The organism is Dyadobacter beijingensis DSM 21582, assembly GCF_000382205.1.
Taxonomy (GTDB): Bacteria; Bacteroidota; Bacteroidia; order Cytophagales; family Spirosomataceae; genus Dyadobacter; species Dyadobacter beijingensis.
Genome location: NZ_KB907791.1, coordinates 281,885 through 308,143, shown reverse-complemented (window position 1 = coordinate 308,143; position 26,259 = coordinate 281,885). Strand labels below are relative to the sequence as shown.

Below are 26,259 nucleotides of genomic sequence, written 5' to 3'. Positions count from 1 at the left end.
GCGCAGCCTGGCGGAGCTGATCCGTCAGGCTGCATTTCGGGTACCAACCCAATGAGAAAAGCAGATCATGATGGCTGTCCAGGGGTATGACCAGGTCGCCTGTTTTACCATACACAAGGCTGTGGAAGACAAAAAGAGAAGAGACTCTGGCAGAGTATTTGATAATAACGTGTTTATGAAAATACTGCTAACGATACTTATCCTGATAGCCGCCATGCCCGACCAGCCACGCGAGGTTTTACTGTTCTACACAAAAGATGGTTTAGAAAAACAAAAGGCGCAAGCCACCATTTTTGACGCACATCGGCAGGATATCCGTGAAAGGGATATCAAAGTGACGCTCGTGACCGATTCCGAAAAAGATAGCCCGCAATGGAAGAAGTGGGACGTCGACCGGGCAAACTCTTTCACATTTATACTGGTCGGCCGAGACGGAGGTGAAAAGCTGCGGTCGGCGGAGGTGGTTTCGGCGGAAAAATTATTCGGACTGATCGATGCGATGCCGATGCGGAAAAATGAACTAAAAGAGAAAGCACGCGGTGGAAAATAAAAAACGGAAAGTACTGATAGCAGGTGCTAGCATTGCCGGGCCGGTCCTGGCCTACTGGCTGAGCAAGTTTGGCTTTGAAGTCTCCATCGTAGAGCGGGCACCGTCGCTGCGGCTCGGCGGGCAGAGCATTGATGTAAACGGACCGGCGCGCAGGGTGGCCGAATGGATGGGCATCCTGGATGCGATCAAGGCGGCCAATACCGGGGAAGTCGGTACGCAGTGGGTCGACAAGAACAACGAGGTGACCGCCAGTTTTCCCAAAGAAGGCGCCGCCAGCCTTACCCAGGAACTGGAAATTGTACGCGGCGATTTGGTTGAGATTCTTTACAATCTTACAAAAAATGATGTCGAATACCTCTTCGACGATCAGATCGAAAGCCTCGAACAAGATGAACAGGAGGCACGCGTGCATTTCGCCAGAGGACACTCGGGAAGTTACGACCTGGTGATCGCTGCCGACGGCATTCGTTCCAAAACCCGGAAACTGATGTTCGGCGATGAGCCCGAATTCAGATACCTCGGCATGTGCACCGCTTACCTGACCATCGAAAAAGCCGAAACCGATACGGACTGGGCACGTTGGTACACCGCCGACGACTCGCGGGTGCTGTTGCTGCGGCCAGACAGGCAGGGCACCACGCGCGCGTCGATCAACTTCCTGCTTCCCGAAGAAGAATACCACAAGCTTGAAAAGGCCGATCACAAGCCGCTCCTGCTCGAACGCCTCGATGGCTGCGGTTGGGAAGCGCCGCGCCTGGCCCGGGAAGTGGAGAAAAGCGACGACCTGTACTTCGACGGTATCGGGCAAATTAAAGCACCGAAATGGTCGGCGGGCCGCTTTGCCATGGTAGGCGACGCCGCTTGCTGTCCCTCGCCTGTTTCCGGAAAAGGTGCCACGCTGGCCATTGTGGGCGCCTACATTCTGGGCGGCGAGCTCGCACGGCATGCCGACTATCGGGATGGTTTGAAAGCGTACGAGTCGCTGATGCGGCCTTATGCAGAATCCGTCCAGGACCTGCCCCCCGGCGTCCCGCGGCTGGCCTACCCCAAAACAGCCCTCGGCGTTTCGATCGTGAATACGGTCATGGGCGTCATCGCCAGCGACGCGGTGCAAAAGGTAGCAGGCCTTTTCAGCAAGTCGGACCCGGAGGAAGAAATGACGATGGATGGCAAGCCTTTGCCGGAATATGGTATGCTTGCCCCCGGCAACGTATCTTGAAGGCATAAATGTCGGCTGCCCGCAATCGTATCTAGGCCGTCGGGAGTCACGCTATGAAGAGTGTCGAAATAGGTTGTAATCCCCCATTCAATAAAACAAAATTGACCGAAAGCAGCCCTTCGGTCAAGATTCACTACCACATCTAACAGAACCTTTTGGCAAGGTCCAGGTTATCTTTTGTGCCATGTCAATCCTGCATGGCGCCAGGGCTGCCGGCTGATATTCAGAAATCGACGACCTGGAAAAAGGCTGGTTTCGGTTTGTAGTTCTCGTCAAACAATAAGGGGTAATCTTTCCGGCCGGGTACGGGGAAATTGTCTAGCCAGGTCGATTTATCGGATACATTCCAGAAAGTCACGCCCGTCAGCGTTCCTTTGTGTTTTCGGAAAACATCGAAAAGCATTTTGTATTGCGCATTCTGCCTGGCTGCCATTTCCGGTGTGAGTTCGGCGGTATCGGTTGGCTTTTTCTGCCTGCGTTCGTGCTCCTTGGCATGTACCGACACGTCCAGTTCGGTGATTTGGACGGCCAGTCCCAGGCTGGAAAACCGGGTAATCGATTTTTCAAGCTCCTCCGCCGACGGCTCGTACACCGACCAGTGCCCTTGCAATCCCACTCCGTGCACCGGTACATTTTTCGCTTTCAGTTTTTTCAGCAATTGGAAGATCTTCTCCCGTTTGACAGCGTTTTCCGTGTTGTAGTCGTTATAAAACAATAGCGCATTCGGATCGGCCGCGTGGGCATATTCAAATGCCTTTTCGATATAATCTTCCCCGATAATCTCATAAAACTTCGACTTCCGGTAAATGCTGGAACTGGTGTCGGGTACTGCTTCATTCACGACATCCCACGCGTAGATTTTGCCTTTATAACGGCCCACCACCTCGTCGATATGCTGTTTCAGCCGCGCGAGCAGCGTTTCCCGGTCCACCGGCTTTCCTTCGGCGTCCGTGAAAAACCATTTCGGCGTCTGGTTATGCCAGCACAGCGTGTGCCCCCGCACTTTCATGCCGTTCTTTTGCGCGAAAGCAACGATGGCGTCGGCATCCTGCCAATGGTACCGGTCGGGTTCGGGATGGATAGGCCCCATCTTCATGGCATTTTCCGGCGTGATGCTGGCAAATTGCTGTATGATCAATTCGGCGTCGGGACCTGTGAGGTTTCTCGGAGCCACGGCCACGCCGACGGGGAAATAGCCTTTATATGCATCCTTCAATGTTTTTTGGGCAATCAGTTGTCCGGGCGCCGCCATTGCGGCCAGGCACATGCCCCAGAGCAGCGCCCGGTAGCGGGTGAGGTTGTTCTTCATCATGGTGAATACATTATTTAAATAACAACTGGGCAAACCCGAACAGATCGTGGCGCCAAACCGGCCACGTGTGTCCGCCGGGATACTCGCTGTACTGGTATTTGATGCCGAGCTCGTCGTACTTCGCGAGCATGATCTTGCAGTTCTTGAAGGCAATGTCCTCCGGTCCGCCCATCGAGATCCAGAAGTTTTTCAGGTTGCTGTTGATCAAGGTCGCATTGGTTTTGGCAAACTCGTAATGCGGGCCTGACAACGCGTTGTTATTGGCAAACCAGCCCGAGCTGAAAACACCCAGCGAAGAGAACATGTCGCTGTTTTTCACCCCAGCATAGAGCGTTTGTATGCCGCCCATAGACAGCCCCGCCAGCGCCCGGTTGGCCGCGTTCGCCTCGACACGGTAGGTACTTTCGACAAACGGCATGGCGCCTTGTTTCAATTCATTTTCGAATGCTTTCAAAAAACCATCGCCCGCCGTGCCGAGGCTGCCGGGCCCCAGCGGGGTGCCGGAGTTGCCGTCCATCATCACGATGAGCATCGGCTTGGCCTTGCCTTCGGAGATCAGGTTATCCAGGATGAGGTTGGTTTTTCCCTGCGTTGCCCAGCCGCGCTGGTCCTCGCCGCCGCCGTGGAGCAGGTAGAGTACGGGATATTTTTCCGTCGAAGTATCGTAGCCCGGCGGGGTGTAGATATACATTTCGCGCCAGCCATTGCTCGCTTTGGAAAAATAGCGCCGGATGCGCACATCCCCGTGCGGCACTTCCCGCAGGGCATAGTAGCCTCCTTTACGAAAGGGGATTTCAATGCCGCTGGCCATCCTGCCCATACCATAAAAGGTCTCGCTGGCCGGGTCGGCCAATGCGACGCCGTCGATCAGCAGCGAATAGTAGTGGAAGCCCTCCCCGATCGAATCTGTCGTGACAGACCAGAAACCGGCCGTATCTTTCGCCATATCGTATTTTTTACCCAAATCGACCTGCACTTTCTGTGCATTGGGCGCCTTGGTGCGGAACACTACCCGGTTATCGGGCAGGATCTGCGGGAATTTGGCCGAGCGGATGTTGGTCGATGCCGGTGTGCCGAGAATGGTGTATCTGGAAAGCGACTTCACGTCAACCGGTTTGAACAAGAACTGCGAAAACATGTACAAGCCATTTTTCCAGACCTTGAAATCGTGGACGCCCGGCTCGATGTAGTATACGTGCGGCACGTCGTGCTCAAACAGGTATTCGTGCGTACGCTTGCTGAATGTGATGAGGCGGTCGTCGTCCCCGCAGGAAATGAAAAGCATTTTCAGTTGTTTTTTCGCCTCTTCCGGCTTCGGCATCAGCTCCTGCGGCATCTTCGTGTTGGGCGCCGACGAGAAACCGCCTACCCATGCGAACCGGTCGAGGTTGCCCAGTCCGAAGTTCAGGGACTGTCCGCCCCCCATCGAAAGGCCGGCAATGGCGCGGTGCTCCCGATCGTTGAGCACGGGGTATTTCTTTTCGACGTACGGAATGAGGTCCGTGAGCAAATCCTGTTCAAATGTCGCAAATGCAGCCACTTTATCCGGTGCCATGATATTGCCCGTCGCGCGGTCGTCTTTCATCGCCCGGCCGTTGGGCATTACCACGATCATCGGCTCGATTTTCTTCTCCGCGTACAGATTATCGAGGATCAGCTGCGGGTTGCCGCCTTTCAGCCACTCCTTTTCATCCCCGCCAATCCCGTGCAGCAGGTACAAAACCGGGTATTTTTTCTTTTTGGAGTAACCCGGCGGCGTGTAAATCAAAGCTTTGCGCGTGGTACCCACCGTTTTCGAAGCATACTGAACGGTATCGATTTTCCCGGCCGCAACGCCCTCCCGGACGGCATCGTAGCCGGCGGGCATTTCCATTTGCGCGTTCTGAGCCATCGAGCTCGCCGGAAACGAGAGCAAGCTCATAGCGAATAAAATGATCTTTCGCATCGGTTTATTTTTTGAATGAATGAGTAAAAACTACTGGGCTACAAATACATACACCTTCCCGGCCTGCGTGGGAACATCGTACAGCCGGGTTTCCTTCAAAGCCGGCGCGGTTCCCGCGGCTTTGGGAGAAATAACCGCCGCCGGTGTTTCGTCGGTCCTGTAAAAGGCATTGGGATTCAGTCCGCCGGCTTTTTTGAGCAGCGTACCGCCTGCCAGCTTCATGTCGTTCGGCAGCCGCAGGCGGAGGTTCCCACCCAGCCCCGAGCGGATTTCCACCTTCGTGAGCTTGCCCCCGCTCCATTGCATATTCACCAGCTCGAAGCCGCCCAATGCCCGCAGCCCGCCGATGCTGCCTGCTTGCCAAACGTCCGGCAATGCGGGCAGCAAATGCACGGCGCCGTCCGCACTCTGCATCAGCATTTCGGTGATCCCGGAGGTGCAGCCGAAGTTGCCGTCGATCTGGAATGGCGGGTGCGCGTCGAACAGATTGTTATAGGTACCGCCGCCTTCCTTATTGGTTCCCAGCGGGGATAGCTGGTTTTGAATGAGGGCAAATGCGTGGTTACCGTCTTGCAGGCGGGCCCACCAGTTGACTTTCCAGCCCATGCTCCAACCGGTCGAAACGTCGCCGCGGTGCATGAGCGTGGTCCGCGCGGCCGCAAAAAGCTCCGGCGTGCGGTAGGGCGATATTTGTACCGCAGGAAAAAGTCCGTACAGATGCGACACGTGCCGGTGATGGTCATTGGGATCGTCCACGTCGTCGAGCCATTCCTGCAACTGTCCGTACTGGCCCACATGCATGGGCGGCAGGCGGTCGCGCAGGCGCCGGAGCGTATCCGCGAAGGCAGCGTCCTTTTTCAACGTTTCCGCGGCACGGATGGTTGTGCTGAAAATGTCGAAAGCGATCTGGTTATCCATCGTCGTGCCCGCATCGAGCGAGGAGCCCTCGTGTGCGGCCGGCGCATTTTCGGGGGAGCCGCCGGGGTTAGCGACCAGCCAATGGTATTTGGGATGCTCCACCAGGAAATCGACATAAAAAGTGGCCGCACCTTTGAGTACCGGGTAAATTTCAGCCAGGTAAGACTTGTCGCCGTGGTAGAGATAATGCTCCCACAAATGCTGGCTCGTCCACGCGCCGCCGGCGATCCACATACCCCAGAATGCGCCGTCAATCGCCCCGGTAGCCCGCCAGATGTCGGTGTTATGATGCGCCATCCACCCTCTTGCGCCGTACATGACCCTGGCCGTTTCCCGGCCGGTTTGCGACAGGTCTTGCACCATTCTCAAAAATGGTTCATGCAGCTCCGACAGGTTGGTTTTCTCCGCCGGCCAGTAGTTCATCTGGGCATTGATATTGATCGTGTACTTGCTGTCCCAGGGCGGCCGCATTTTGTTGTTCCAAATACCCTGCAGGTTGGCAGGTTGGCCGCCCGGCTGCGAGCTGGAAATCAACAGGTAACGGCCATACTGGTAGTACAGCGTTACCAGGCCGGGATCGTCGGTGTTGCGGAAGTTTTTCAGTCTTTCATCGGTCGGCAGGTTGCCCGCTTCGGTAGCGCCCAGGTCGAACTTCACCCGGTTGAAATACCGCTGATAGGCGGCTACGTGCGGTTTCAAAATCGCCGGGTAGGGTTTGCCGAAGGCCTTTTTCAGATATCCGGCGGCGAGCGCATTTTCGTCGCCGCTGACGTCCCGGTAATTTTTGAAGCTGGTGGCGATGGAGACAAATACCGTCGCGGCGGTCGCGTCTTTCACGATCAGCGACGTGTCGGAGGCAGAAACGCTCCCGCCTTCGTTGCTGATCCGCGTAATGGTTTTGAACCGGACGGACCCCGTAATGCCTTCATGGTCGGCCCCTCGGCCCGCCAGGGTCAATGCCTTGTCGGGCGTAGTGCCGACGACCGGCTGCTTGTGCAGGGTAGTGTATGAAGCTGTAAAAGACAACTGGCCCGGCTTATCGGCCGTCAGCCGGACGGCTATCACCTGATCGGGGAATGCCGCCAGTACTTCCCGTGTGAAGGTGACGCCATTGACCTTGTAGGTCGTTTTCGCCACGGCCCGCGTAATGTCCAGCTCACGGTGATAAGCTTCGTACGGCTCGTGGCCCGGGAATGTCAAATGCAGCTCGCCCGCGGGCTGGAACATCTGCCCGTGCGACTTCTTGGTGATAATGGCCTTGTTAGCCAGCTTTTCCGCTTCCTTTTGCTTCCCCTCAAAAATCAGCTTTCGGATTTCCGGTAATGCGGCGAGCGCGTCCGGGTTGTCGTTGCGGTTCGGGCCGCCCGACCATAGCGTACTTTCATTGAGCTGAATGGTTTCGTCGGCGACATTGCCATACACCATCGCTCCCAGCCGGCCGTTCCCGACGGGTAATGCATTCTCCCAGGTTTTGCCGGAAGGTTGTTTATACCAGAGTTTCAATGGCTGCCCTGGCTGTGCAAAGCCGGCTGTCGTGACAAACAGCAGGAGGTAAAATATCCGCATATTGATATTATTGTGGGTCAATGGTTTGAATACTGCCGTCTTTTCCGCGTGTCAGCATTCTCACTTTGATATTTCTTAAATGTGTTTTGCCTGAAAGCTCCACGTCGTGGTAGAAGATGTACCATTTCCCTTGAAATTCCACGATCGAATGGTGCGTCGTCCAGCCGGAAACGGGTTTCATGATAATGCCTTTGTAGGTAAATGGCCCGTAAGGCGAGCTTCCCACGGCATAGGCGAGAAAATGCGTATCGCCTGTCGAGTAGGAGAAGTAGTATTTGTCGCCGAACCGGTGCATCCATGCCCCCTCGAAAAAGCGACGGTCGTTATCCTTTGCCAGGAGCGGCTTGCCGTTCTCGTCCAGAATTTCGACGTTTTTGGGAGTTTCGTCGAACGTCAGCATGTCATCTTTCATGCGGGCAACCTTAGCCGTCAATGCAGGCTCGTTTTCATGCCCTTTTCCCAGATCCGTTTTCAGGCCCGCATCATACTTCCCCGTGTGCCAGCGCTGCAACTGACCGCCCCAGATTCCTCCGAAATACATATATGAATGCCCGTCCTGATCGGTAAAAACTGCGGGATCGATGCTGTAACTGCCCGGTATCGGCTTCGGCTGGGGCTTGAACGGCCCGGTCGGGGATTTGCTTGTCGCCACGCCGATCCGGAATACATCGTCCTTGTCCTTCACCGGAAAATAGAGGAAGTAAGTGCCATTCCTGTAAGCCGCATCCGGTGCCCAAAGCTGCCGGCCCGCCCAGGGAATGTCTTTCAGATCGAGCGCCACACCGTGATCGATCACCGGGCCGCCGACTTTATCCATCGAATACACGTGGTAATCACGCATGTTGAAGTGCCCTCCTTCATCGTCCTGGGGCACGTTGGCCTCGATGTCGTGGGACGGGTAAATGTAAATCCGGCCGTTGAACACGTGGGCGGACGGGTCGGCGGTAAACAGGTCCGTAACGAGCGGTTTAGGTTTTACGGCGGTTTGGGCAACACTGGCGCCCTGCATGGCCCCGGCCAGGACAAGGGCCGTCAACAATGGCTTTTTAAGTTGAATAATCATATTGTACTGTATGGATAAACTGCAAAATGGCTATACTTTTTCCAGGTAATTTTTCGCAAATTCGGTAGGCGACATTCCGTGTAACTCCTTGAATGCCACCGAAAAACTGTTCACATTCGCAAACCCCACGGCAAATGCGACTTCCGACACCGTCAACCCCTTTTTTGTCATCAATTCGGCGGCCTGTTTCAACCGGATATTGCGGATCAAATCCCTGGTGGTGAGGTTGGTCAGTTCTTTCAGCTTACGGTGTAAATGCACGCGGCTGATCCCGATTTCGTTCGAGATCATCTCCACGCTCAGGTCCGGGTTAGCAAGGTTTTTGTCAATCAGCAAATGCACCTTTTCCAACAACTTCTCTTCCGAAGCCTTGATGTTGATCCTCGAAATGAATTCCTCCTGGTAATGCTGCTCGTTGTCGTTGTTGCGAAGGATTTGACGGTTTCGGATCAGCGCCTTGATCGTTTTGGTCAGTATCTGCATATTAAAAGGCTTGGTAATGTAGGCGTCGGCGCCCATTTCCAGCCCTTCCGCATTGGTCGATTCCGCCGTTTTAGCGGTCAGCAAAATGATGGGAATGTAGTTTACCAACGGGTTCGCTTTCAGTTTTTTACAAAGCGTCATACCATCCATGACCGGCATCATCACGTCGCTCACGATCAAATCGGGGATCTCTTTGAGAATGGCTTTATAGGCTTCCTCGCCATTGGCATAGGAGAAAACGGTGAATTCGCCCGACATTTCATCGGTCAGGTAGTTGCAGATTTCGGCATCGTCGTCCACCACCACGAGCCGTTTCGCCTTCTTCCGCGGTCTCGTTTTATACAAACCATCTGTTGCCATTTCTTCCGGAAATTCCTCCGCCGGCGAAATTTCATCCATCGGAACGGGCTCCGTGCCAGTTGTTTCCACCAACGGCATTTCAATCACAAACCGGCTTCCGACTTCGGCCATATTTTCAGCCCTGATCCTTCCGCCGTGGAGTTCCACCAATTGTTTGACCAAATGCAGCCCGATACCCGTTCCGTACCGGTTATGGTCGCGGTGGCTGTCCGACTGGTAAAAGCAATCGAAAATGCGTTCTGTTTCGTGCTGGTCGATGAATGGGCCGGAGTCCTCGATGGCGAGCCTCAGCCCCGGCCGCTGCGTTGCCTCCTGCGAATTTATTACCGAGAGCGCTACGCGGATCTTCCCGCCTTTGGGCGTGAATTTGAATGCATTGGACAGCACATTGATGAGAATTTTATCAAAATTAAGGGGATCGATCTGCGCAAAAATCCTTTGTGCCGGCGCGTCGATTTCAAAATGGACCCGCTTGGTTTCAATCTGCTCTTCGAACAGCAGGCATATGTCCCTGGTATATTCCACCATTTCGACATTCGAAAATTGCAGCGACATCTGACCCTTTTCGATCTTCCGGATGTCCATCAGCTGATTAACCAGGTCCAGTATACGTTTCGTGTTGCGGCCCATGATTTGGTACAAATGCATCCGTTCGGCATTGTAATCCTGGCTCTGCAATTTTTCCAACGGGCTGACCACCAGCGTCAGCGGCGTCCGGATCTCGTGCGCGATGTTGATGAAGAATTGCAGTTTTGCCTCATTGACTTCCTCCCGTCGCAAATGGGCCAGCATTTCCTGCTTTACCAACTGCCTGTTTTTGAGCGCCCTGAAAACCAGGACCGCTGCCAGCAACGCGAACAGCCCGTACGCAAGCCACGCCCATGCGGAAAAGTACCACGCGGGATGGATAATGATCGTTACCCGCGTTTCCTCTGAATCGGTCTTGCTCGATTTGGCTTTCAGCCGGAAATGGTACTCGCCCGGCGCGAGGTTATCGAATGTCAGCCGGGCCGTTCCGGCCCTGAGTACCGTCCATGTGTTGTCGTTGATGGCGTACATGTAAGCCACCCGCTCGGCATCGATGAAATCCATGGTAGAAAATTCCAGGCTGAACGAGTTGTCGTAATGCGCCAGATTGAACTCCTTTGCGCTGCTCACCGTCGTATCGACGATCATGTAGCTTCCGGATTTCATTCCCTTTTTGACGGCTTTATCATGAATGAAAAGGTCCACAATGCGTACCGCGGGGCGTCTGGCCGACATTTTAATTTCTTCGGGTTTGAAATGCGTCAGCCCGTTAATGCCCCCGAAATAGAATTCGCCGTTTTGGCTCACCATCGAAGCCCCCTGGCTGAATTCGTTGCCCTGCAAGCCGTCGGCCGAATAGAAGTTGACGAACGTATGGGTTTCCATGTCCATTTTGGAAAGGCCGCGGTTCGTACTAAGCCACAGATTCCCTGCCTTATCTCCCATTATCGCCCCAACCAGATTGCTGGGCAGGCCGTCGACCGTGCCGAATGTGGTGATCGCTTTCGTCGCCCGGTCGATCTTTTTGAGGCCCTGCGATGTTCCGGCCCACAGATTGCCCTTGTCGTCGTCGAACAATGCGTAGATCGCGACGCCTTTCAGCAGGCTGTTCGCGCCGAATGTGGATACGAAGCTTTTGGTTTCCAGGTCCAGGCAAGCCAGCCCGTTGAATGTGCCGATGAATAATTTGTTGTCTTTCGCGATCAGCAGGCAATTCACCCAGCTGTTGGGCAGCAGGTTTTCGTTCGGCAAACTGATCCTGCCCGGTGGTGCATCCAGGTTTTCGACAGCTCCCGTGCGCAGGTCCATGCTAAAAATCCCCGAACCCATTGTGGCGATCCACAGCCGCTTTCGCGAATCTTCCTCGATGTCGAAAACACGCTGGACATTATCTCCGTTTTGGTCAGATAGTTTATTGGAATGGGTGAATTTACCGGTTTTACGGTCCAGCTTCGACAGCCCCGTCAGGTAGGAACCCGTCCAGAGACTTCCTTCGGAATCCTCAAACACGGTCATCACATTTTCGGGTGCGGAAAGGTCGCCGGGGCGCCGGTAATAGTGCGTGGCCGACTTGTGGCCCGCAGGTATCGCATACAAGCCATCATTATCCGTCCCTACCCACATGGTACCGTTTTTGTCTTCCAACAACGACTTCACCGCACTCGATCCGATCAGGTTTTTACTGGCGGATTTGTAGCCCATGTAGCCGAAGCGGTTCGTGTTGACGCCCATCAGCAGCAGCCCTTTCTGGTAAATGCCCAGCCAGGTATTGCCTGAATGGTCCTCGCAAGCGGAGAATACCTTCGATTTTGTGAAGTCGAACGTATCCACATTGTGGTTCATATCAAGGATCTTGCCCGTACCGGAATCGAAATATTTCAAGCCGTTACCCCTCGTTCCGATCAATATCTGCCCGTTGCGGTTCACCGTCATATCGGCGATCGGAAGACTGCCGCCGCCATTATAGGGAATGGATTGGAAAGCGTCGTTCACGGCACTGTACATATATAGCCCGCTCGTCATATTGCCGGCAAATACGCGGCCGTATTTGTCCTGGCAAAGGCTGGTAACGATGTTATTCTGAACCTTTTTTGACACAAAATAGGCTTTCGCAGGCTTGGTTGATGCGTCCGCAAAGCGAAGTAGTCCCCGGTCTTCGGTAGAGACCCACAGGTTGCGTTCATTGTCTTCGAAGAGCTGGATAATGAGGTTGCTCGGAACTTCCAGCGCCAGTGGTTTGGCGCAAAGCTGCCGGCCGTCATGCTCCACCCTGAATACGCCGTGCCCCGAAGTCCCCACGAGGATATCGCCATTCCTGCGTTCGCATATCGCCAGTATCCGCACGTTGGCCATTTTATGGTCGCCGTTCAAGAGGGGTATGGTCCGGAAAGAGTCCGTTGCGGGGTCGTAGTACTGCAATCCGTGGAGCGAGCCGGTGTACATCCGGCCCGCGCGGTCTTCAAAAAGTACCTGGATGAAGTTGCTGGCTACCCCCTCGCCGTGCGCCTTATCCTGCCGGTACACGGTAAATTTGATCCCGTCGAAACGGTTCAAGCCGTCTTCCGTAGCTACCCAGATAAACCCGCTGCGGTCCTGGTGAACGGCCGTGACCATGCTGCTCGACAGCCCGTTTTCCACCGTAAACAGCTTCGCGGATTGGCCGAACGCGTGGGTCAGCAAGCAAAGCCAGATTACCAGTATCCGTATCATTAAAATTCCGTTGTGTGTGATGCTGCCGTGTTGGGTTATCGCTTCGCCATGTGTTTCCCCGATACGCTTTTGCATTGCGCTCATGTTACATCCTGTTGTTACTGTTAACTGCTTCCCGCATGGATTTACAACAGAAAACAAATATATGTGGGGATAATACTATAAGCGGCGGCACAATGTTACACAACTCATAGCCCATGTTACCAATCGGAGGCCCGCCCTTGCTCAGGCAGGCCTCCGGTCCGCATTTCAATATCCGGGATTTTGTTTGATACCCGGGTTCTGATCGAGCACATTCTGGGGAATAGGGCTCATGTATTGTTTAGGTTCGAATTTTACTTTGTACTTCTTTTCCTCCTCGATCGTGTAAACCCACACGCCGGAATTGTTGGCCGGCACCGAGTTGCGGATCACCATATTATGCCGCGGCTTGTTCATGATCGTGGCGGCAGCGGCCAGGCGCTTGTTGTCGAGGAAGCGCTTATCTTCAAAGCACAGCTCAACACGCCGCTCGCGGGCGATGGCCGTACGCATGGCGTCTTTCGACAGGCCCGTGGGAAGCGCAGGCAGTTCGGAGCGTGCACGCAGCTTGTTGACCGCGTCGTACACGGAAGCGTCCGGTCCTGCGGCCTCATTCTGGGCTTCGGCGAAGTTGAGCAGGATTTCGGCATAACGGAAGAATATGTAGTTCTGGCCGCTCGCGTCGGCTCCGGGGGCAGCGTCGGGGTTCAGGCGTTTTTTCTGGTAATATCCCGAATCGCCTACGTCGGTTTTGCCTGCCAGGTCAATCTGGTTGGTCCGGTCGGGGTTCGGGTAGGTAGCGTCGATGCGGGTGTAGATGGTATCCGCCCGGGGCATCCAGTCCTGCTTGTAAATAGCCCCGTCGTGCACGATGGCATCATAAAAGCGTTTCTCGCGGTTCGCGTATGGCTTCTGCGGGTTGTAGCCCGACGTCGGGTCGGTGATTGGCTTACCATTGGCCATCGCAAACTGGTCGACCAATTCCTGCGTAGGATTGTAATTTCCCCAGGAGCGGTACTCGCCCAGCACATAGGTAGGCCCGCCCCGCTGCTCGTAGCTCGATCCCATTCCGCCGACATTGGCCACCACCTGCCGGTCCCAGATCACTTCGGAATTGTACTCGTTGCTGGCCCGGAAAATGTTTTTCAGGTCGGCAAACAGGTTATAACGTTGTCCATTGCCGTATTTGTCGATAAACTGCTTGTTGGTTGCCGCAGCTTTTGCCCAGCGGGCAGCGTCGAAATTCCCGAAATGCACGAATTTTCCCGGATCAGGCAAATACGGCGTGGCGGTATTGAACAACGGGCTCGCGCCGAACAGCTCGATCCAGCCTTTCACCGCCAATGCGGCTCCGAGCGTCGCACGGCCGGCATCCTTGTCGGACAGGTTGTATTTGACGGCCAGATGCTCGCCCTTGACGACCTGGTCCAGCTCGCCCACGATGAAGTCAAATGTTTCCTGGAACGTCTTTCTGGGTTGCAGCAGTTCTTCCGGACTCATCGTGTTGCGGTCCAGCGGCACAGTCAGGATGGGCAGGCCGCCGATATGGACAAAAAACTCGCTGTAAAAGAACGCCCTCAGGAATCTCGCTTCGTCGATCCGCTTGTTATAATAAGCTTCCGAGAAATTGGCTTTGTTTTCCGTGAGCTTCTGGATGAACGTGTTGCACTTCCTGACCTTGACAAAGAAATTCTGCCAGGTATAACCGTAAGTCGGGCCCTGCGTGCCTCCCCAGGGGTTATCGGTACTGCTGGAAGGGATTTGCGTCACGCCCTGGCGCCAGTTGGAAGCCGTATAGTAATGGCTGATGTTGTAATCGTCGCTGAAATAGTCCAGCGTTTCTGTCTGGTTTAGTTTGTTGGGCAGCTCACTGTAAACGTCGTTGAGAAATACGTCGGCATTGGTTTCCGACTCCCATTGCGTTTTATCCGTGAGGTTAGCCTTGTTGGCATTTTCCAGAAACTCGTCCGTATCGCAGGACACCGGCAGCACGAGCAGGAGCATGCCCGCAGCCAGTATTTTCAAATAATTGATTGCAGCTTTCATGATATCGGTTGTCGTTAAAATGTCAGATCAATTCCAAATGTGCTCGCCTTCATCACCGGGTAGGCAGTCTCCCGGTCGGTGTAGCCCATTTCCGGGTCGATGTGTTTGATTTTGCTGATCGTGAACAGGTTTTGCGTCAGGAAATAAACCCGAGCCGAGCCCATTTTCAGTTTGCTGGTCAGGCTTTTGGGCAGCGTATAGCCGATGCTGGCCGTTTTCAAACGTATGTAGCTGGAATTAACCCACCAGAAATCCGAGTCTTTCGTATTGTTCGCATACGGCGCCGGCGTCGATCTGGGATACTTGGCATTCTGATGGTCTGGCGTCCACCGGTTATCGAAATATTCGTAGGCTGTGTTGCTGCCATTGTTTTCAAACGGAACGGTCATGAATTGACGGACGTTGATGCTCGATTTGCCGGAACCCTGGAAGAACAGGCTTACATCGAACCCTTTCCAGTTCACGCTCGGCGTGAGGCCGAAGGTCAATGCCGGGTACACCGGATTGCCGATGACCGTCAGGTCGAAGTTGTCTATAATGCCGTCGGGCCGTCCGTCCGGGCCGCTCAGATCGGCATATTTGATGTCGCCGGGATGCAGGTCGCCGAATTGCGTCACATTATAACCGTCTGCGGCACCCACGATACCATCGCCGTTTTTATCCTCGGCGGAGGTAAACAACCCAAGCGATTTAAAGCCGAACGGCGTTCCGAACTGGCGTCCTACGAGTGTACGGTTCGGGTTTCTCGCCTCGGCATCCGTCTGGAATACTTCCTCCATTTTGTTGATCGAATAGCTGAGGTTGGCATTCAGGGAGAAATCCAGGTCTTTGGAAATCCGCTTGCGCGTTCCCAGGTTCAGCTCGATGCCATTGGCACTCATCCGGCCCTTGTTTTCCTGCGATAGCGAAAGCCCGTATTCCACCGGCAGTGTTACCTGCGGGGCGAGCAGCATACCTGTCCGCTTTTCGTGGAAATAGTCAAATTCCACCGTCAGCAACGAGTTCCACATGCTCAGGTCAAACCCGATATCGGTTTTCTTCGAAATTTCCCAGGTAATCCTGGAATTCGCTTCGCGCGGCACCCGTGAGCCTTGTACAAGCGACCCGCTGCCGAAGCCGTAGGCGGCGCCTCTCAGGTCATATCCCGACTGGTACTGGAACGGCCCGCCCGCCAGCATCCCGGCCTTACCCCAGGATCCCCGGATTTTCAGTTCGTCGATGAAGCGGAAATCTTTCATAAAATTCTCTTCCGACACCCGCCACGCGGCCGAGAATGCCGGGAAATATCCCCAACGGCTGCCTGGTGCGAAATAGTAATGGCCGTCGTAGCGTCCTGCCGCTTCGAGAATGTACCGGTCTTTGTAGGTGTACCCCAGGCGGTATACGTAGCCCAGTTCCGATCCTGTGGATGAGACGCCTGCATTATCGTAATCCAGCTTATCGGAGCTGCCGAAGCTGAGCTCGTCGATCCCGATCGCGAAGTTATTCCGGCGGGTCGCCATGGAATCGGCTTTCGTCTTCCGGGCTTCCATTACCACGAGACCGGTGATCGCATGTTGCCCGAATGTGCGGTTATAGTTCAGATAAGCCTGATAGGTGTAATTGGTCCGTTTCTGGTTTTGCAGCCCCAGCCATCTGAATGGCCGCCCGTTGCCCTCTTGCAGCGAAATGGCTTCGGTGTACGTGTACGGCTTTTGGGAAAGGTCGATTTTGTGGTAGATGAATGGCACGTGCCACAATTTCACATTTTGCTGCCACGGGTCGTAACTGAATACCAGCTTGGCGCTCAACCCCTTGGCAATCTGCTGTTCGACGAATATCGAGCCAAGCAGGGTATTGCCGTTGGTCCTTCTGTACCCCTCCGAGCGGAGCACCCCGATGGGCGTGCTGGCAGAAGACTCGCCCCATTTGTCGCCTTCGGGATAAATCAGACTTTGGGTAGGCAAAAATTTATAGAAACTACGGAAAAGGTGGCCGGAAGTAGTCTCGTCCGCATCCACATCCCGCGTGTTCTCCACGCTGCCGAATAGCGACATCCCGACTTTCGTCGTTTTGGTCGCCGCCATTTCGAGGCTCAGGTTGTAGTTGTAGCGCCGGTAGCTCACCGGGTCGAAAATGCCCTTCTGGTCGAAATAGCTGACGCCCGCGTGGTAGGTAACATTCTCCGTACCGCCGCTCAGTTCGAGGCCGTGGTTTTGTACGGGTACGTTTTTGTTAAACACGTCAACAAAGCTGGAATTCGGGTATTTCCACGGATCTTCCGCATGCAGCTGATCGTAATTTTTTACCATTTCAGGGTCGTTGGGAAGGCTTGTTCCGCCGGGCGTCTGGTTCAGGTAAGCCTCGTTTTGCAAGGCCATATAGTCCTTGGCGGAGAGCATTTTCGGCAGGTATGTAGGGTTTTGAAAGCCGTATGAAGAACTGATCCTTACCTGCGGTTTACCGCTCTTCCCCTTTTTGGTCGTGATCATGATTACGCCGTTCGCACCGCCTATTCCGTAGGGCGCCACGGCAGCCGCATCCTTCAAAATGGTGATCGTTTCGATACTGGCGGGGTCAACCTGGCGGATATTGTCCCTTCGCACGCCATCCACCACGACCAGCGGGCGGTTGTTGCCCGTCGTCACGATCCCGCGGATGTGAATATCGGGATCGTCCTTGCCCGGCTGCCCGCCGTTTGGCCGCATACTCACCCCGGCGACGCGTCCTGCGAGCGACTGGGAAATGTTCGGCACGGGAACTTCCGCAATGGCATCGCCTTTGATGCTGGCGATGGAGCCCGTAACCGTGGCTTTCTTTTGCGTGCCGTAACCTACGACCACGATTTCCTCCAATGCCTTGGTATCCTGCGCCAGTACAATGTCCAGCTTGCTCGCAGTCCCTACCTGCATTTCCTTGGCCAGATAGCCCACAAACGAGAAAACAAGCACATCCTGGTCATTCACCGATTCGAGGGAATAAAGCCCGTTTACATCCGTCGACGTTCCGCGTGTAGTACCTTTGATGGTCACGTTCACGCCCGGAAGTCCCTGACCTCCCTCGTCGGTCACTTTCCCGTTTAATTTCCGGTCGACGGACAGCGCCCGTCCCGATTTACCAGTTTCCACATGGCCGGCATTGCCCGCAGCAAACAGGTCGGAAGGCACGACCATGCTTGTTAATTGTAGAAATGACAATTGTAAAAAAAGCCGTAATTTTCTTTTCATAATGAAAATGAATAAAAGGTGGTAGAAGCATTCATCACAATGGTTTCGCAACCACTGTCACCAGGCAGAAAATCGGTGTCCGGGAACCTTGCCCGAAACGTAACATATTAGGATTTACGGGTCAAACAACCCGCCCAGCACAACTGAGCACAAATATATATTCAGATAGTGCAATTTTGATCCAAAAAATGTTACAGAAACTATGGGCTATGTTACATCTTTGAATAAAAAGCTTTTCGCAATGCTTGCTGGTGCAGACTTCCCGCACTGCGATATGAGCCCCGAGGAAGATAGACCAGCATTTTATATATAATTAACTTAAATATATTAACAAGTATAAGTATATTGGCAAAACAGGCACTCTTTTACCAAAAAACTGCTTCCATCCACCAAAAACCTGTGAAGATGCTTCATTTCAAAATTGCACTACGGGCGTTTCTCAAATCCAAATGGTACAACTTTCTCAACATCGCCGGGCTAGCGCTCGGTCTGGCCACATTCACTTTCGTTTCATTGTATGTTGCCCATGAAACCAGCTATGATCGGTGGAATGGTAACATTGACCGGATTTTCCTGGTAGAGCGGGAAATGCCTGATGGTGCTTCGCCCTATACCCCGGGAAAACTGGCGGCGGCTATTAAAGATGCGTGTCCGGAAGTGGAAGAAACGGGCCGTATGAATACCGCTTTGTTTCAAATACCCTTCTTCACGCAATCTGGAAGGTTCTTAATCAGAAATTGGGTGGGCGCCGACTATTCGTTGGCCGGCATGCTGGGGATCAGACCCAAGGGTTTTCGTCTGACTCCCAACAATGCCGCACCTACCGTTTTGCTTTCCAGACGGACTGCCGAGGCACTTTTTCCCGGCGAAAGCGATGTTCAGAATGAAACGGTCATGATGATGTCCCGGAGTGGAATGCCGATGACGATTGCCGGCGTTGCCGACGATGCACCGGGTAACACCAATTTCAGTTTCGACTGCATCGGATTCAGCGGGGATATCACGCAGGGCAAGGACCAAAGCTATGCCAACCAGATTTACCGGACTTTCCTCCTGGTAAAGCCAGGTACGGATATCGGCCTGCTTTCAAAAAAAATTGACAAGGTTTACAGAGAAGCCGCTTTGGCAGATACCAGTCTGATAGCCCGGGAAGCGCTGGCCATGTCGAATGCACCCACGATTTTTTTAGACCCGCTCAAAAATCTGCATTTGAAGCCACATTATGGCTCCCGCGTCAATGATCAGATTGTAAAGGGTCTCATTGTCCTTGCTTTGATTATATTGATTGTCACGGGTGTAAATTTCACGAATCTGTATGTTTCCCAGGCCAACAGGCGCTCCAAAGAAGTTGGTATCAAGAAGGTTAGCGGGATTGGCAGACGACAGATTGTTTTTCAGTTCCTGACAGAGATTTTTTCGCAATGCATTGTCGCATCGATGATCTCACTCGGGATCGTGGCGTTGGGGCTGCCCTATTTTAATGAACTGCTGGCTGTCGACCTGTCCCTTTCGGGGATAACCGGCGGAATAGCCGTGCAGTTGCTGCTTGCCGTCGTAGCCCTGACGTTACTGGCCGGTGCGTATCCGGCGTTGGTGATGGCCGGATTCAGGCCGGCCGAGGTATTAAGGGGAAATCAGTTCGAAAAAGGCGGCCGGTTCTCATGGACGAAAGGCGTGATTCCCGTGCTGCAATTTACATTTGCCATCGCGTTTGTCATTGTGCTGACCATCATCAATCAGCAGATACGCTTCATGAGATCGGAAGATCCGGGCTTTCAGGCGAAGCAGGTTTTATATATCGACAATCTCGCGATTTATAACACACCCGCAAGTTTCGAAACCGCTCATGCACGCATAAAAGCGATTCCCGGCGTGAAAGATGTGGCCGTGTCCTCCCACGTTCCAGGGGGCATCATGCCGGCTTCCTACGAATATGTGGTTCAAAACAAAACACAGGCGATGCAGACCATTGCGGTTGGCTACCACTATTTTGAAACTTTGAATATCCAATTGAAACAGGGTCAAACTTTCTCTTCATCGTTTTCCGTAGACTCTGCCCATGCAGTCATCAACGAAACTGCGGCCAGGAAGCTGGGCCTGGGCAATCCGATCGGCACTATGATCAAGGGCCGCAGCGGCAATTACAGGATCATCGGCGTGACCAAAGACGTCAAATCTTCCGGCTTCGAGTCGTACGTCCAACCGACCGTCTATCTCATGAACGACCCGCTTGGAGTTCCTAAAACGCAAATTATCATCAGCGTCGAAGGTCCTGCGATACCGGCCGTACTGGCTACGCTCGGCCGTCAATGGGGCAGCATTAATAAGTTGGACGGGGATAATTTCAATTACCATTTCCTCGACGAGCTCTATGGTAAATTATTCGCCAGGCAGGAGCAGTTACAGTCCATATTGACCTACTTTTCGAGCCTGGCCCTGCTCATTGCCTCGCTGGGCTTCTTTGCTTCGGCAGCGCATGCCATTCACCTCAGAATAAAAGAGATTGCGATCAGGAAGGTATTTGGTGCGCGAGCCAGGAGCATTGTTTTGACGTTAGGTAAACCGTTTTTCTATATCATGGTCACCGCCAACCTGATAGCCTGGCCAACCTCTTTCGTGATAGCCTCCAAATGGTTGCAAACATTCGCTTACCGGGTCGATATCTCGTTTCAGCCCTTCGTCGCTGCAACAATCATTTCCTTACTGATCGTTGCGACAACGGTCTGTTTACAAATTGGCAGGGCTGTTAACTTAAACCTCGCTGTAAGATTGAAAGAGTAATTGCGCAGCACGTTTCGCAAGACCATTTCGGCTACAACATTCTCCACATCCGCTACATTCGCCGGCTGCGCGTCGCGGAAATTTGTCTTACGAAAATAACAAGTGAGACAAATGACAAATACAATTTTTATTACCGGTGCTTCAACAGGTATCGGAAGGGCTACGGCCAAATTGTTTGCGGCCAAAGGCTGGAAGGTGATCGCAACCATGCGCAAGCCTGAAAATGAAACGGAACTCCATACGCTCGACAATGTGACCGTGCTGCCGCTGGATGTGACCAACCCGGCGCAAATCCGCGACACTACGCAGCAGGCGCTGGCTTTGGGCGATATCGATGTGGTTTTTAACAATGCGGGTTACGGACTGTTCGGTGCACTGGAGGCGATGACCGACGAGCAGCTGGTGCAGCAAATGGACACCAACTTTTTCGGTGTCGTACGGGTGACGCAGGCCTTTATCCCCTATTTCCGTGAGCGGAAAGCGGGACTTTTTATTACTACCGGCTCATCGGCAGGGCTGATGGCTTTCCCCGTAAGCTCGATGTACGATGCCAGCAAATTTGCGCTCGAAGGCTGGGCGGAAAGCTTGTCTTATGAGCTGAGCGAGTTTGGAATCGGGATCAAAACCATTGAACCCGGCTTGGTGGCGACGGAAATCGGAGCAAAGTCGGTGTTTGCCACGCACCCGGCTTATAATGCACTGACGAACAAATTCACGGCGATGCTCGCGCCGGACAAAGCCGCGACAACTTCCGAACAAATCGCCGAAGTCGTGTACGGCGCGGCTACCGATGGTACCGACACATTACGCTATGTCTGCGGCGACGACGCCAAAGAATGGTACGGGCAGCGCCTCGCTAAGGGCGACGAGGCTTTTCGCCAAACGATCAAACAATTGTTAGCCGCTGTCTAAGATCCAACGGTATGCCGGCGCAGGTGGAACGATTTGCGCCGGCAACCAATTTTGTCATTATGAAAAGGGAATATCTCAAACCGCGCGTGTATCGCTCCATTACCGAAATGCAGCGGGCTTTCGGACTGCCGCAACCTTTGCACCCGCTGATCAGCCTGCTCGATTTCAACAAGGTGCGGATCACGGCCGAAATGCTGGCCGATACTTTTGTGATGGATTTTTACAACATCACCTACAACGAATCGCCGGGCTGCCGGATGCGATACGGGCAAACCACCTATGATTTTCAGGTTGGCGGGATGTTTTTCTCCTCGCCGGGCCAGCCGCTGACGGGCATTCAGGTCGCCGAATCGACCCTGGGATTTACCTTGCTGGTTCACCCCGACTTCCTGAGAAACTATCCGCTGGACGCCAAAATCAAGCATTATGGCTTTTTCTCTTACTCAGTGACCGAGTCGCTGCATTTGTCCGATAAAGAAAAGTTGATCATCGAAGGCATTGCCGGTAACATCGGCGACGAGCTCGAAACGGCGATCGACGACCTCAGCCAGGATGTGCTGATTTCGCAGTTGGAACTGATGCTGAATTACAGTCAGCGCTTTTACAAACGCCAGTTTATTACCCGCAAGCCGATCAATAATGCATTGCTTGAAAAGCTGGACCAATTGCTCAATCACTATTTCGACGACGAAACTGCCCTGCTGAAAGGTCTGCCGAGCGTCCAGTACCTTTCGGACGAACTACACGTCTCGCCCCGCTACCTGGGCGATATGCTCCGCGCACTGACCGGCCAGAACACGCAGCAGCATATTCACAACAAGCTGATCGAAAAAGCCAAAGAAGTATTGACATTCAGTGACCTGACAGTGGGAGAAATTGCCTACCAGCTCGGGTTTGAGCATCCGCAGTCTTTTAGTAAGTTGTTTAAATCAAAAACAAACGTTTCCCCCCTGGAATTCAGGGCGAGTTTTAACTGAGGCATTCAGGATCGTCGGATACAGGACTCCATTTCAGGATTGTGTTTCTCCTTCATCGGCCAGTTCAATCCAGGCCGGTGCATGATCGCTGGATTTTTCCCAGCCGCGAACATGCTTATCCACGCCTGCCGCGACCAGTCGCGGAGCGATCTGCGGGCTTAAAAGCAAATGGTCCAATCGCAGCCCTGCATTTCGGCCGTACGCATTTCGAAAGTAATCCCAGAAAGTGTAAATGGTTTCATCGGGATACAGATGTCTGATCGAATCGATCCAGCCCTGACCCACCAGTTCTTTATACGCTTTGCGAGGCTCGGGAAAGAACAACGCGTTATCCATCCATCGCTCAGGTTTGTAAACGTCCTTTTCCGTCGGGATCACATTATAGTCTCCGGCCAGTACAACGGGCACTTCCTCCGACAGTAGATATTTGGCATGTTTCTTCAATCGCTTGAACCACGCCATCTTGTAGTCGAACTTCGGCCCCGGCGCCGGGTTGCCATTCGGCAAATAAAGGCAGCACACCAGCATCTTCCCCACGATAGCCTCGATATACCTGCTATGCAAATCGCCATCATCACCCGGCAGCGCGTTACGGACCTCTTCAAGCGGCAAACCCTTCGCGATGATCGCCACCCCATTCCACATTTTCTGTCCATGCCAGACTGCATGATAGCCTGCATTGCGTAACGCCTTCTCCGGAAACTTGTCTTGCGGTGCTTTCAATTCCTGCAAACAGACAATGTCAGGCTCCGCTTCCCGGAGCCATTTCAGCAGCACCGGAAGGCGGCCGTTGATGCCGTTGATGTTGTAGGTAGCGATCTTCATTCTCCAAGACTTTGATGATTTTCCCGGGCGTAAAAAATCAGGCCACCACCTGCCCGCGTAGCATTGCTCATTTCCCCGCTTTCCCCTGCCCGGTCGGCACAGCTCTTTTTATCCTGGTTTTAGTTTTCTTTTAAATAGTTATAACCATTTAAGTTTCATACCTTCCTGAATGGAAAACAAACATATAGTAGGGTCGGTGGTCTCGTTGCTTACAGACCCCAGGAAGCGGTTGACGGTCAAAAAGTATTTGAAGCGTATTTACTATTGTGAAGAATTTGGCGGCAATGACGAAAAGATGTTGGCCTTTTTTGAAAGGGAGTTGATCCCTGTTCCAGTGAACTGATCGATGTAACGAAAAGTGTCCGGCGAGCCCAGCTGCAATGTGCCAGGGCTCGCTTTTTGTTTGGAACCGACCCGCCAGGATGTGTGCGGCAATCTATCGTCAAAAGTGTGCGCGCCGGACAGGCTTAGCAGAAAAACAAAAACCTAAAAAATAAAGTGATGAGAACGATCAATCCCTGGATCAACTTCAATGGCAATGCTGAGGAAGCATTCACTTTTTACAAATCAGTTTTTGGCGGAGATTTCACCAGGCTCGTTCGTTTCAAGGACCTGGCAAGCGACGAATTCCCGATCCCGGAAAGCGAGGCAAACAAAATCATGACCATTGCCTTGCCGATCGGACCGCACAACGTACTGATAGCCAACGACGTCCCTGCATTCATGGGGCGGGTGAATGAAAACGAAAACAGGTCCAAAATCTCAATCAGTGCGGAAAGCCGTGAAGAAGCAGAACAGATCTTCAACGGACTTTCAGCCGGAGGATCCATCGAAGGGCCCATCGGCGATAGTCCTTGGGGCACGTACGCCGGGATGTTCAGGGACAAATATGGCATTGAGTGGATCGTGGAGTACGATCCGGGGTTATAATGCACAGTTCGAACCGCAAATGCGGGGCCCATCAAACCTGAACTGACCAACCGCCTCCACGGTCACTGCGCCTCCCAAACCGTCAGCATCCTCCACCTCTCGGGATGGCATAGATCACGTTGCCGGATACAGATAAATTGAAGACCTTATCCGGTATAGCGGGAAGTAGGAGCTGCCAAGTTTTTCCCTTGTCCGAAGATCTGTAAATACCTGCCGGGTGACCGCAGAACAGGTATTTACCCACCTCCGTGATGGAGGCGGTATAGAGGCTTGGCGGGAGTCCGGCATCGATGGCCTGCCAGGTTTTGCCCCCGTCGTAGGATGTCCGCACCCTCCTTGTCTCCGTTTCAGTATTGCACGTGATCGCGGCGAATCCACCGTTGATGCGTTCAATAGCAATGCCTACTCCACCCTCGCTAATCACATTATCCCAATTTTCGCCCCCATCTGTCGACCGGATGATGCCTCGCTGGCTGGTAGCAACGAGTACTCCGTTTGACGCTACCAATTTCATTACCCACCCTTCGTCATAAACCCGCTTCCAGTTTTTCCCACCATCGTCGGATTTGAAAAGGCCCCGGTCGCAACCGATAAAAGTGATGTCGCCGGTTTCAAAAATGGTACGAATGCTCTTACCCGGAAAATCCGTGTAGGCGGGCAGCCATAATCCCGTCCCGTTCAGTTTTTGCGAAAACCCGCCGCCGTAGTTGAATGCGAGCATTCCGGTCTTGCCTGGCAAAATGTTGCCAAGGTTGCCGGGAGAACTCTCTTTTTCCCAAAACGGGGCAGTGGAATTTGGTTTACTGTAATACATCGCATCGCCCGTGCGCAGGTAAATTCCATTGTCATTTGCGAGGAAACCATCTCGCGGGATACCGTCTTCCGGCAAGTTTACGGGCAGCCCTTCGCTAATATCCTGCCAGGTTTGGCCGCCATCGGCAGATTTGAAAATGAGGTTTGCAGCCACGGCATTTTCTCGTGTTGGACTGCTGTCAGGGAGTGGTGATGACCCTGGAAACATGAAGGCCTGATCGAAGACAAGCGAGAATGGAAACAGGAGCAACAACGCAAAGTAAGAGATTTTCATGACTACAATAATTGGGTGAATTAATCGCCTGAAATTGTTTGAACTTCTTGTACCTAAATTTAGGTGCTTAAAGCTCTCTTCCTGCCCGTCAACTGTTAAATCTTGTTAACCAATTGTAAAAGAATTTTAATGATATCCGATTCATACAATTCCGGTAAACCGGCGAAGTGTAGTTTTGCAAAAAAACAATCACGATATGCGAAAATTGATTTTAGGTCTTGCCGTCACACTGGATGGCTACATCGAGGGGCCCAACGGCGAATTCGACTGGTGCTTTACCGATCAGGATTATGGTCTGAATGAGTTCTTCACAGGTATAGATGCCATGTTCGTAGGCAGAAAAAGCTATGAAGTAGCGCAGCAATTTGCCGAAAGCAGCAACGGCGACGCGGTTCCCGGCATGCCTCCACTGACAGAATACGTTTTTTCCAAAACCTTGAAATCAGTGAAACACGGCGCCGTACTCATCGCGGAAAACGCGATGGAAGAGGCCCGGAAAATCAAACAGCAGCCGGGCAAGGACATTTGGCTTTACGGCGGAGCATCCCTGATGGAGGCAATGATGAACGAAGGCCTCGTCGACGAGTTATGGCTGTCGGTGCACCCTATATTGCTCGGCGGCGGCAGGCCCTTGTTCCAGCAGTCCGATCATCGTACGTACCTTACGCTTATCGGGAGTAAGACTTACCCGACCGGTCTGGTGTCGGTGCGGTACCGGGTTGATAAATAATCACGCGGGAATCTTCATAAATACCATAGCACTGCGGCTGCGTACATTGCGGCAACGGTGGCATAGCGGCAATTTTGCACCATTTCTTTTC

The 26,259-nt window shown here is 53.2% G+C and carries 16 protein-coding genes; 7 read left to right on the top strand and 9 right to left on the bottom strand.

The window, feature by feature from the left end:
• Positions 1 to 175 precede the first annotated feature (175 nt).
• Together H144_RS0127495 and H144_RS0127490 are read left to right on the top strand one after the other, a co-directional pair.
• A complete protein-coding gene (locus H144_RS0127495) occupies positions 176 to 550 on the top strand; it encodes a DUF4174 domain-containing protein (RefSeq protein WP_084600040.1) in 375 nt (124 codons plus the stop codon).
• On the top strand, positions 540 to 1,769 hold the full coding sequence (locus H144_RS0127490) for an FAD-dependent monooxygenase (protein WP_019945340.1): 1,230 nt from the start codon (positions 540 to 542) through the stop codon (positions 1,767 to 1,769). The genes H144_RS0127495 and H144_RS0127490 overlap by 11 nt, the downstream gene beginning before the upstream one ends.
• 223 nt (positions 1,770 to 1,992) lie before the next feature.
• On the opposite strand, the gene H144_RS0127485 is transcribed toward H144_RS0127490, so the two are convergent.
• From H144_RS0127485 to H144_RS0127455, 7 genes are all read right to left on the bottom strand, one after another.
• Entirely contained in the window at positions 1,993 to 3,036 is a 1,044-nt protein-coding gene (locus H144_RS0127485; protein ID WP_051100201.1) for an endo-1,4-beta-xylanase, read from the bottom strand.
• Between the two features lie 55 nt (positions 3,037 to 3,091).
• Complete coding sequence (locus H144_RS0127480) at positions 3,092 to 5,026, bottom strand: alpha/beta hydrolase-fold protein (protein WP_019945338.1); 1,935 nt, start codon at positions 5,024 to 5,026, stop codon at positions 3,092 to 3,094.
• Between the two features lie 30 nt (positions 5,027 to 5,056).
• Complete coding sequence (locus H144_RS0127475) at positions 5,057 to 7,510, bottom strand: glycoside hydrolase family 95 protein (protein ID WP_019945337.1); 2,454 nt, start codon at positions 7,508 to 7,510, stop codon at positions 5,057 to 5,059.
• Positions 7,511 to 7,517: 7 nt separating this feature from the next.
• Complete coding sequence (locus tag H144_RS0127470) at positions 7,518 to 8,573, bottom strand: glycoside hydrolase family 43 protein (protein WP_019945336.1); 1,056 nt, start codon at positions 8,571 to 8,573, stop codon at positions 7,518 to 7,520.
• Between the two features lie 30 nt (positions 8,574 to 8,603).
• A complete protein-coding gene (locus H144_RS0127465) occupies positions 8,604 to 12,653 on the bottom strand; it encodes a hybrid sensor histidine kinase/response regulator transcription factor (RefSeq protein WP_026351038.1) in 4,050 nt (1,349 codons plus the stop codon).
• Between the two features lie 249 nt (positions 12,654 to 12,902).
• On the bottom strand, positions 12,903 to 14,720 hold the full coding sequence (locus tag H144_RS0127460) for a RagB/SusD family nutrient uptake outer membrane protein (protein WP_019945334.1): 1,818 nt from the start codon (positions 14,718 to 14,720) through the stop codon (positions 12,903 to 12,905).
• Positions 14,721 to 14,734: 14 nt separating this feature from the next.
• Positions 14,735 to 17,926 carry a SusC/RagA family TonB-linked outer membrane protein gene (locus H144_RS0127455; protein WP_157505197.1) on the bottom strand — a complete coding sequence of 1,064 codons (3,192 nt, stop codon included), beginning with the start codon at positions 17,924 to 17,926 and terminating at the stop codon, positions 14,735 to 14,737.
• A gap of 405 nt (positions 17,927 to 18,331) precedes the next feature.
• Between H144_RS0127455 and H144_RS0127450 the strand changes: the two genes are divergently transcribed.
• From H144_RS0127450 to H144_RS0127440, 3 genes are all read left to right on the top strand, one after another.
• Positions 18,332 to 20,707 (top strand): ABC transporter permease, encoded by a 2,376-nt coding sequence (locus tag H144_RS0127450; RefSeq protein ID WP_157505196.1) that lies wholly within the window; start codon positions 18,332 to 18,334, stop codon positions 20,705 to 20,707.
• Positions 20,708 to 20,818: 111 nt separating this feature from the next.
• A complete protein-coding gene (locus H144_RS0127445; protein ID WP_019945331.1) occupies positions 20,819 to 21,619 on the top strand; it encodes an SDR family oxidoreductase in 801 nt (266 codons plus the stop codon).
• A 59-nt stretch (positions 21,620 to 21,678) separates the two neighbouring features.
• Positions 21,679 to 22,596, top strand: coding sequence for a helix-turn-helix domain-containing protein (locus H144_RS0127440; RefSeq protein ID WP_026351037.1), 918 nt, complete (start codon positions 21,679 to 21,681; stop codon positions 22,594 to 22,596).
• 33 nt (positions 22,597 to 22,629) lie between these two features.
• On the opposite strand, the gene xth is transcribed toward H144_RS0127440, so the two are convergent.
• Entirely contained in the window at positions 22,630 to 23,421 is a 792-nt protein-coding gene (gene xth, locus H144_RS0127435; RefSeq protein WP_019945329.1) for an exodeoxyribonuclease III, read from the bottom strand.
• A 501-nt stretch (positions 23,422 to 23,922) separates the two neighbouring features.
• Here xth and H144_RS0127425 point away from each other — a divergent pair.
• Positions 23,923 to 24,351 (top strand): VOC family protein, encoded by a 429-nt coding sequence (locus tag H144_RS0127425; RefSeq protein ID WP_019945327.1) that lies wholly within the window; start codon positions 23,923 to 23,925, stop codon positions 24,349 to 24,351.
• Between the two features lie 82 nt (positions 24,352 to 24,433).
• Here H144_RS0127425 and H144_RS0127420 read toward each other — a convergent pair whose 3' ends face one another.
• Positions 24,434 to 25,438 (bottom strand): sialidase family protein, encoded by a 1,005-nt coding sequence (locus tag H144_RS0127420; RefSeq protein WP_019945326.1) that lies wholly within the window; start codon positions 25,436 to 25,438, stop codon positions 24,434 to 24,436.
• 196 nt (positions 25,439 to 25,634) lie between these two features.
• Here H144_RS0127420 and H144_RS0127415 point away from each other — a divergent pair, with 196 nt between their 5' ends.
• The gene (locus H144_RS0127415) at positions 25,635 to 26,168 is read left to right on the top strand and encodes a dihydrofolate reductase family protein (RefSeq protein WP_019945325.1); all 534 of its coding nucleotides are present in this window, start codon (positions 25,635 to 25,637) and stop codon (positions 26,166 to 26,168) included.
• Positions 26,169 to 26,259 lie beyond the last annotated feature (91 nt).

Excerpts from the sequence above, each read along its gene's own strand:
- H144_RS0127495 (WP_084600040.1), top strand. The coding sequence starts at position 176 with ATGAAAATACTGCTAACGATACTTATCCTGATAGCCGCCATGCCCGAC.
- H144_RS0127485 (WP_051100201.1), bottom strand. The coding sequence starts at position 3,036 with ATGTGCCTGGCCGCAATGGCGGCGCCCGGACAACTGATTGCCCAAAAA.
- H144_RS0127480 (WP_019945338.1), bottom strand. The coding sequence starts at position 5,026 with ATGCGAAAGATCATTTTATTCGCTATGAGCTTGCTCTCGTTTCCGGCG.
- H144_RS0127475 (WP_019945337.1), bottom strand. The coding sequence starts at position 7,510 with ATGCGGATATTTTACCTCCTGCTGTTTGTCACGACAGCCGGCTTTGCA.
- H144_RS0127470 (WP_019945336.1), bottom strand. The coding sequence starts at position 8,573 with ATGATTATTCAACTTAAAAAGCCATTGTTGACGGCCCTTGTCCTGGCC.
- H144_RS0127465 (WP_026351038.1), bottom strand. The coding sequence starts at position 12,653 with ATGATACGGATACTGGTAATCTGGCTTTGCTTGCTGACCCACGCGTTC.
- H144_RS0127460 (WP_019945334.1), bottom strand. The coding sequence starts at position 14,720 with ATGAAAGCTGCAATCAATTATTTGAAAATACTGGCTGCGGGCATGCTC.
- H144_RS0127455 (WP_157505197.1), bottom strand. The coding sequence starts at position 17,926 with ATGAAAAGAAAATTACGGCTTTTTTTACAATTGTCATTTCTACAATTA.
- H144_RS0127450 (WP_157505196.1), top strand. The coding sequence starts at position 18,332 with ATGCTTCATTTCAAAATTGCACTACGGGCGTTTCTCAAATCCAAATGG.
- H144_RS0127445 (WP_019945331.1), top strand. The coding sequence starts at position 20,819 with ATGACAAATACAATTTTTATTACCGGTGCTTCAACAGGTATCGGAAGG.
- H144_RS0127440 (WP_026351037.1), top strand. The coding sequence starts at position 21,679 with ATGAAAAGGGAATATCTCAAACCGCGCGTGTATCGCTCCATTACCGAA.
- xth (WP_019945329.1), bottom strand. The coding sequence starts at position 23,421 with ATGAAGATCGCTACCTACAACATCAACGGCATCAACGGCCGCCTTCCG.
- H144_RS0127425 (WP_019945327.1), top strand. The coding sequence starts at position 23,923 with ATGAGAACGATCAATCCCTGGATCAACTTCAATGGCAATGCTGAGGAA.
- H144_RS0127420 (WP_019945326.1), bottom strand. The coding sequence starts at position 25,438 with ATGAAAATCTCTTACTTTGCGTTGTTGCTCCTGTTTCCATTCTCGCTT.
- H144_RS0127415 (WP_019945325.1), top strand. The coding sequence starts at position 25,635 with ATGCGAAAATTGATTTTAGGTCTTGCCGTCACACTGGATGGCTACATC.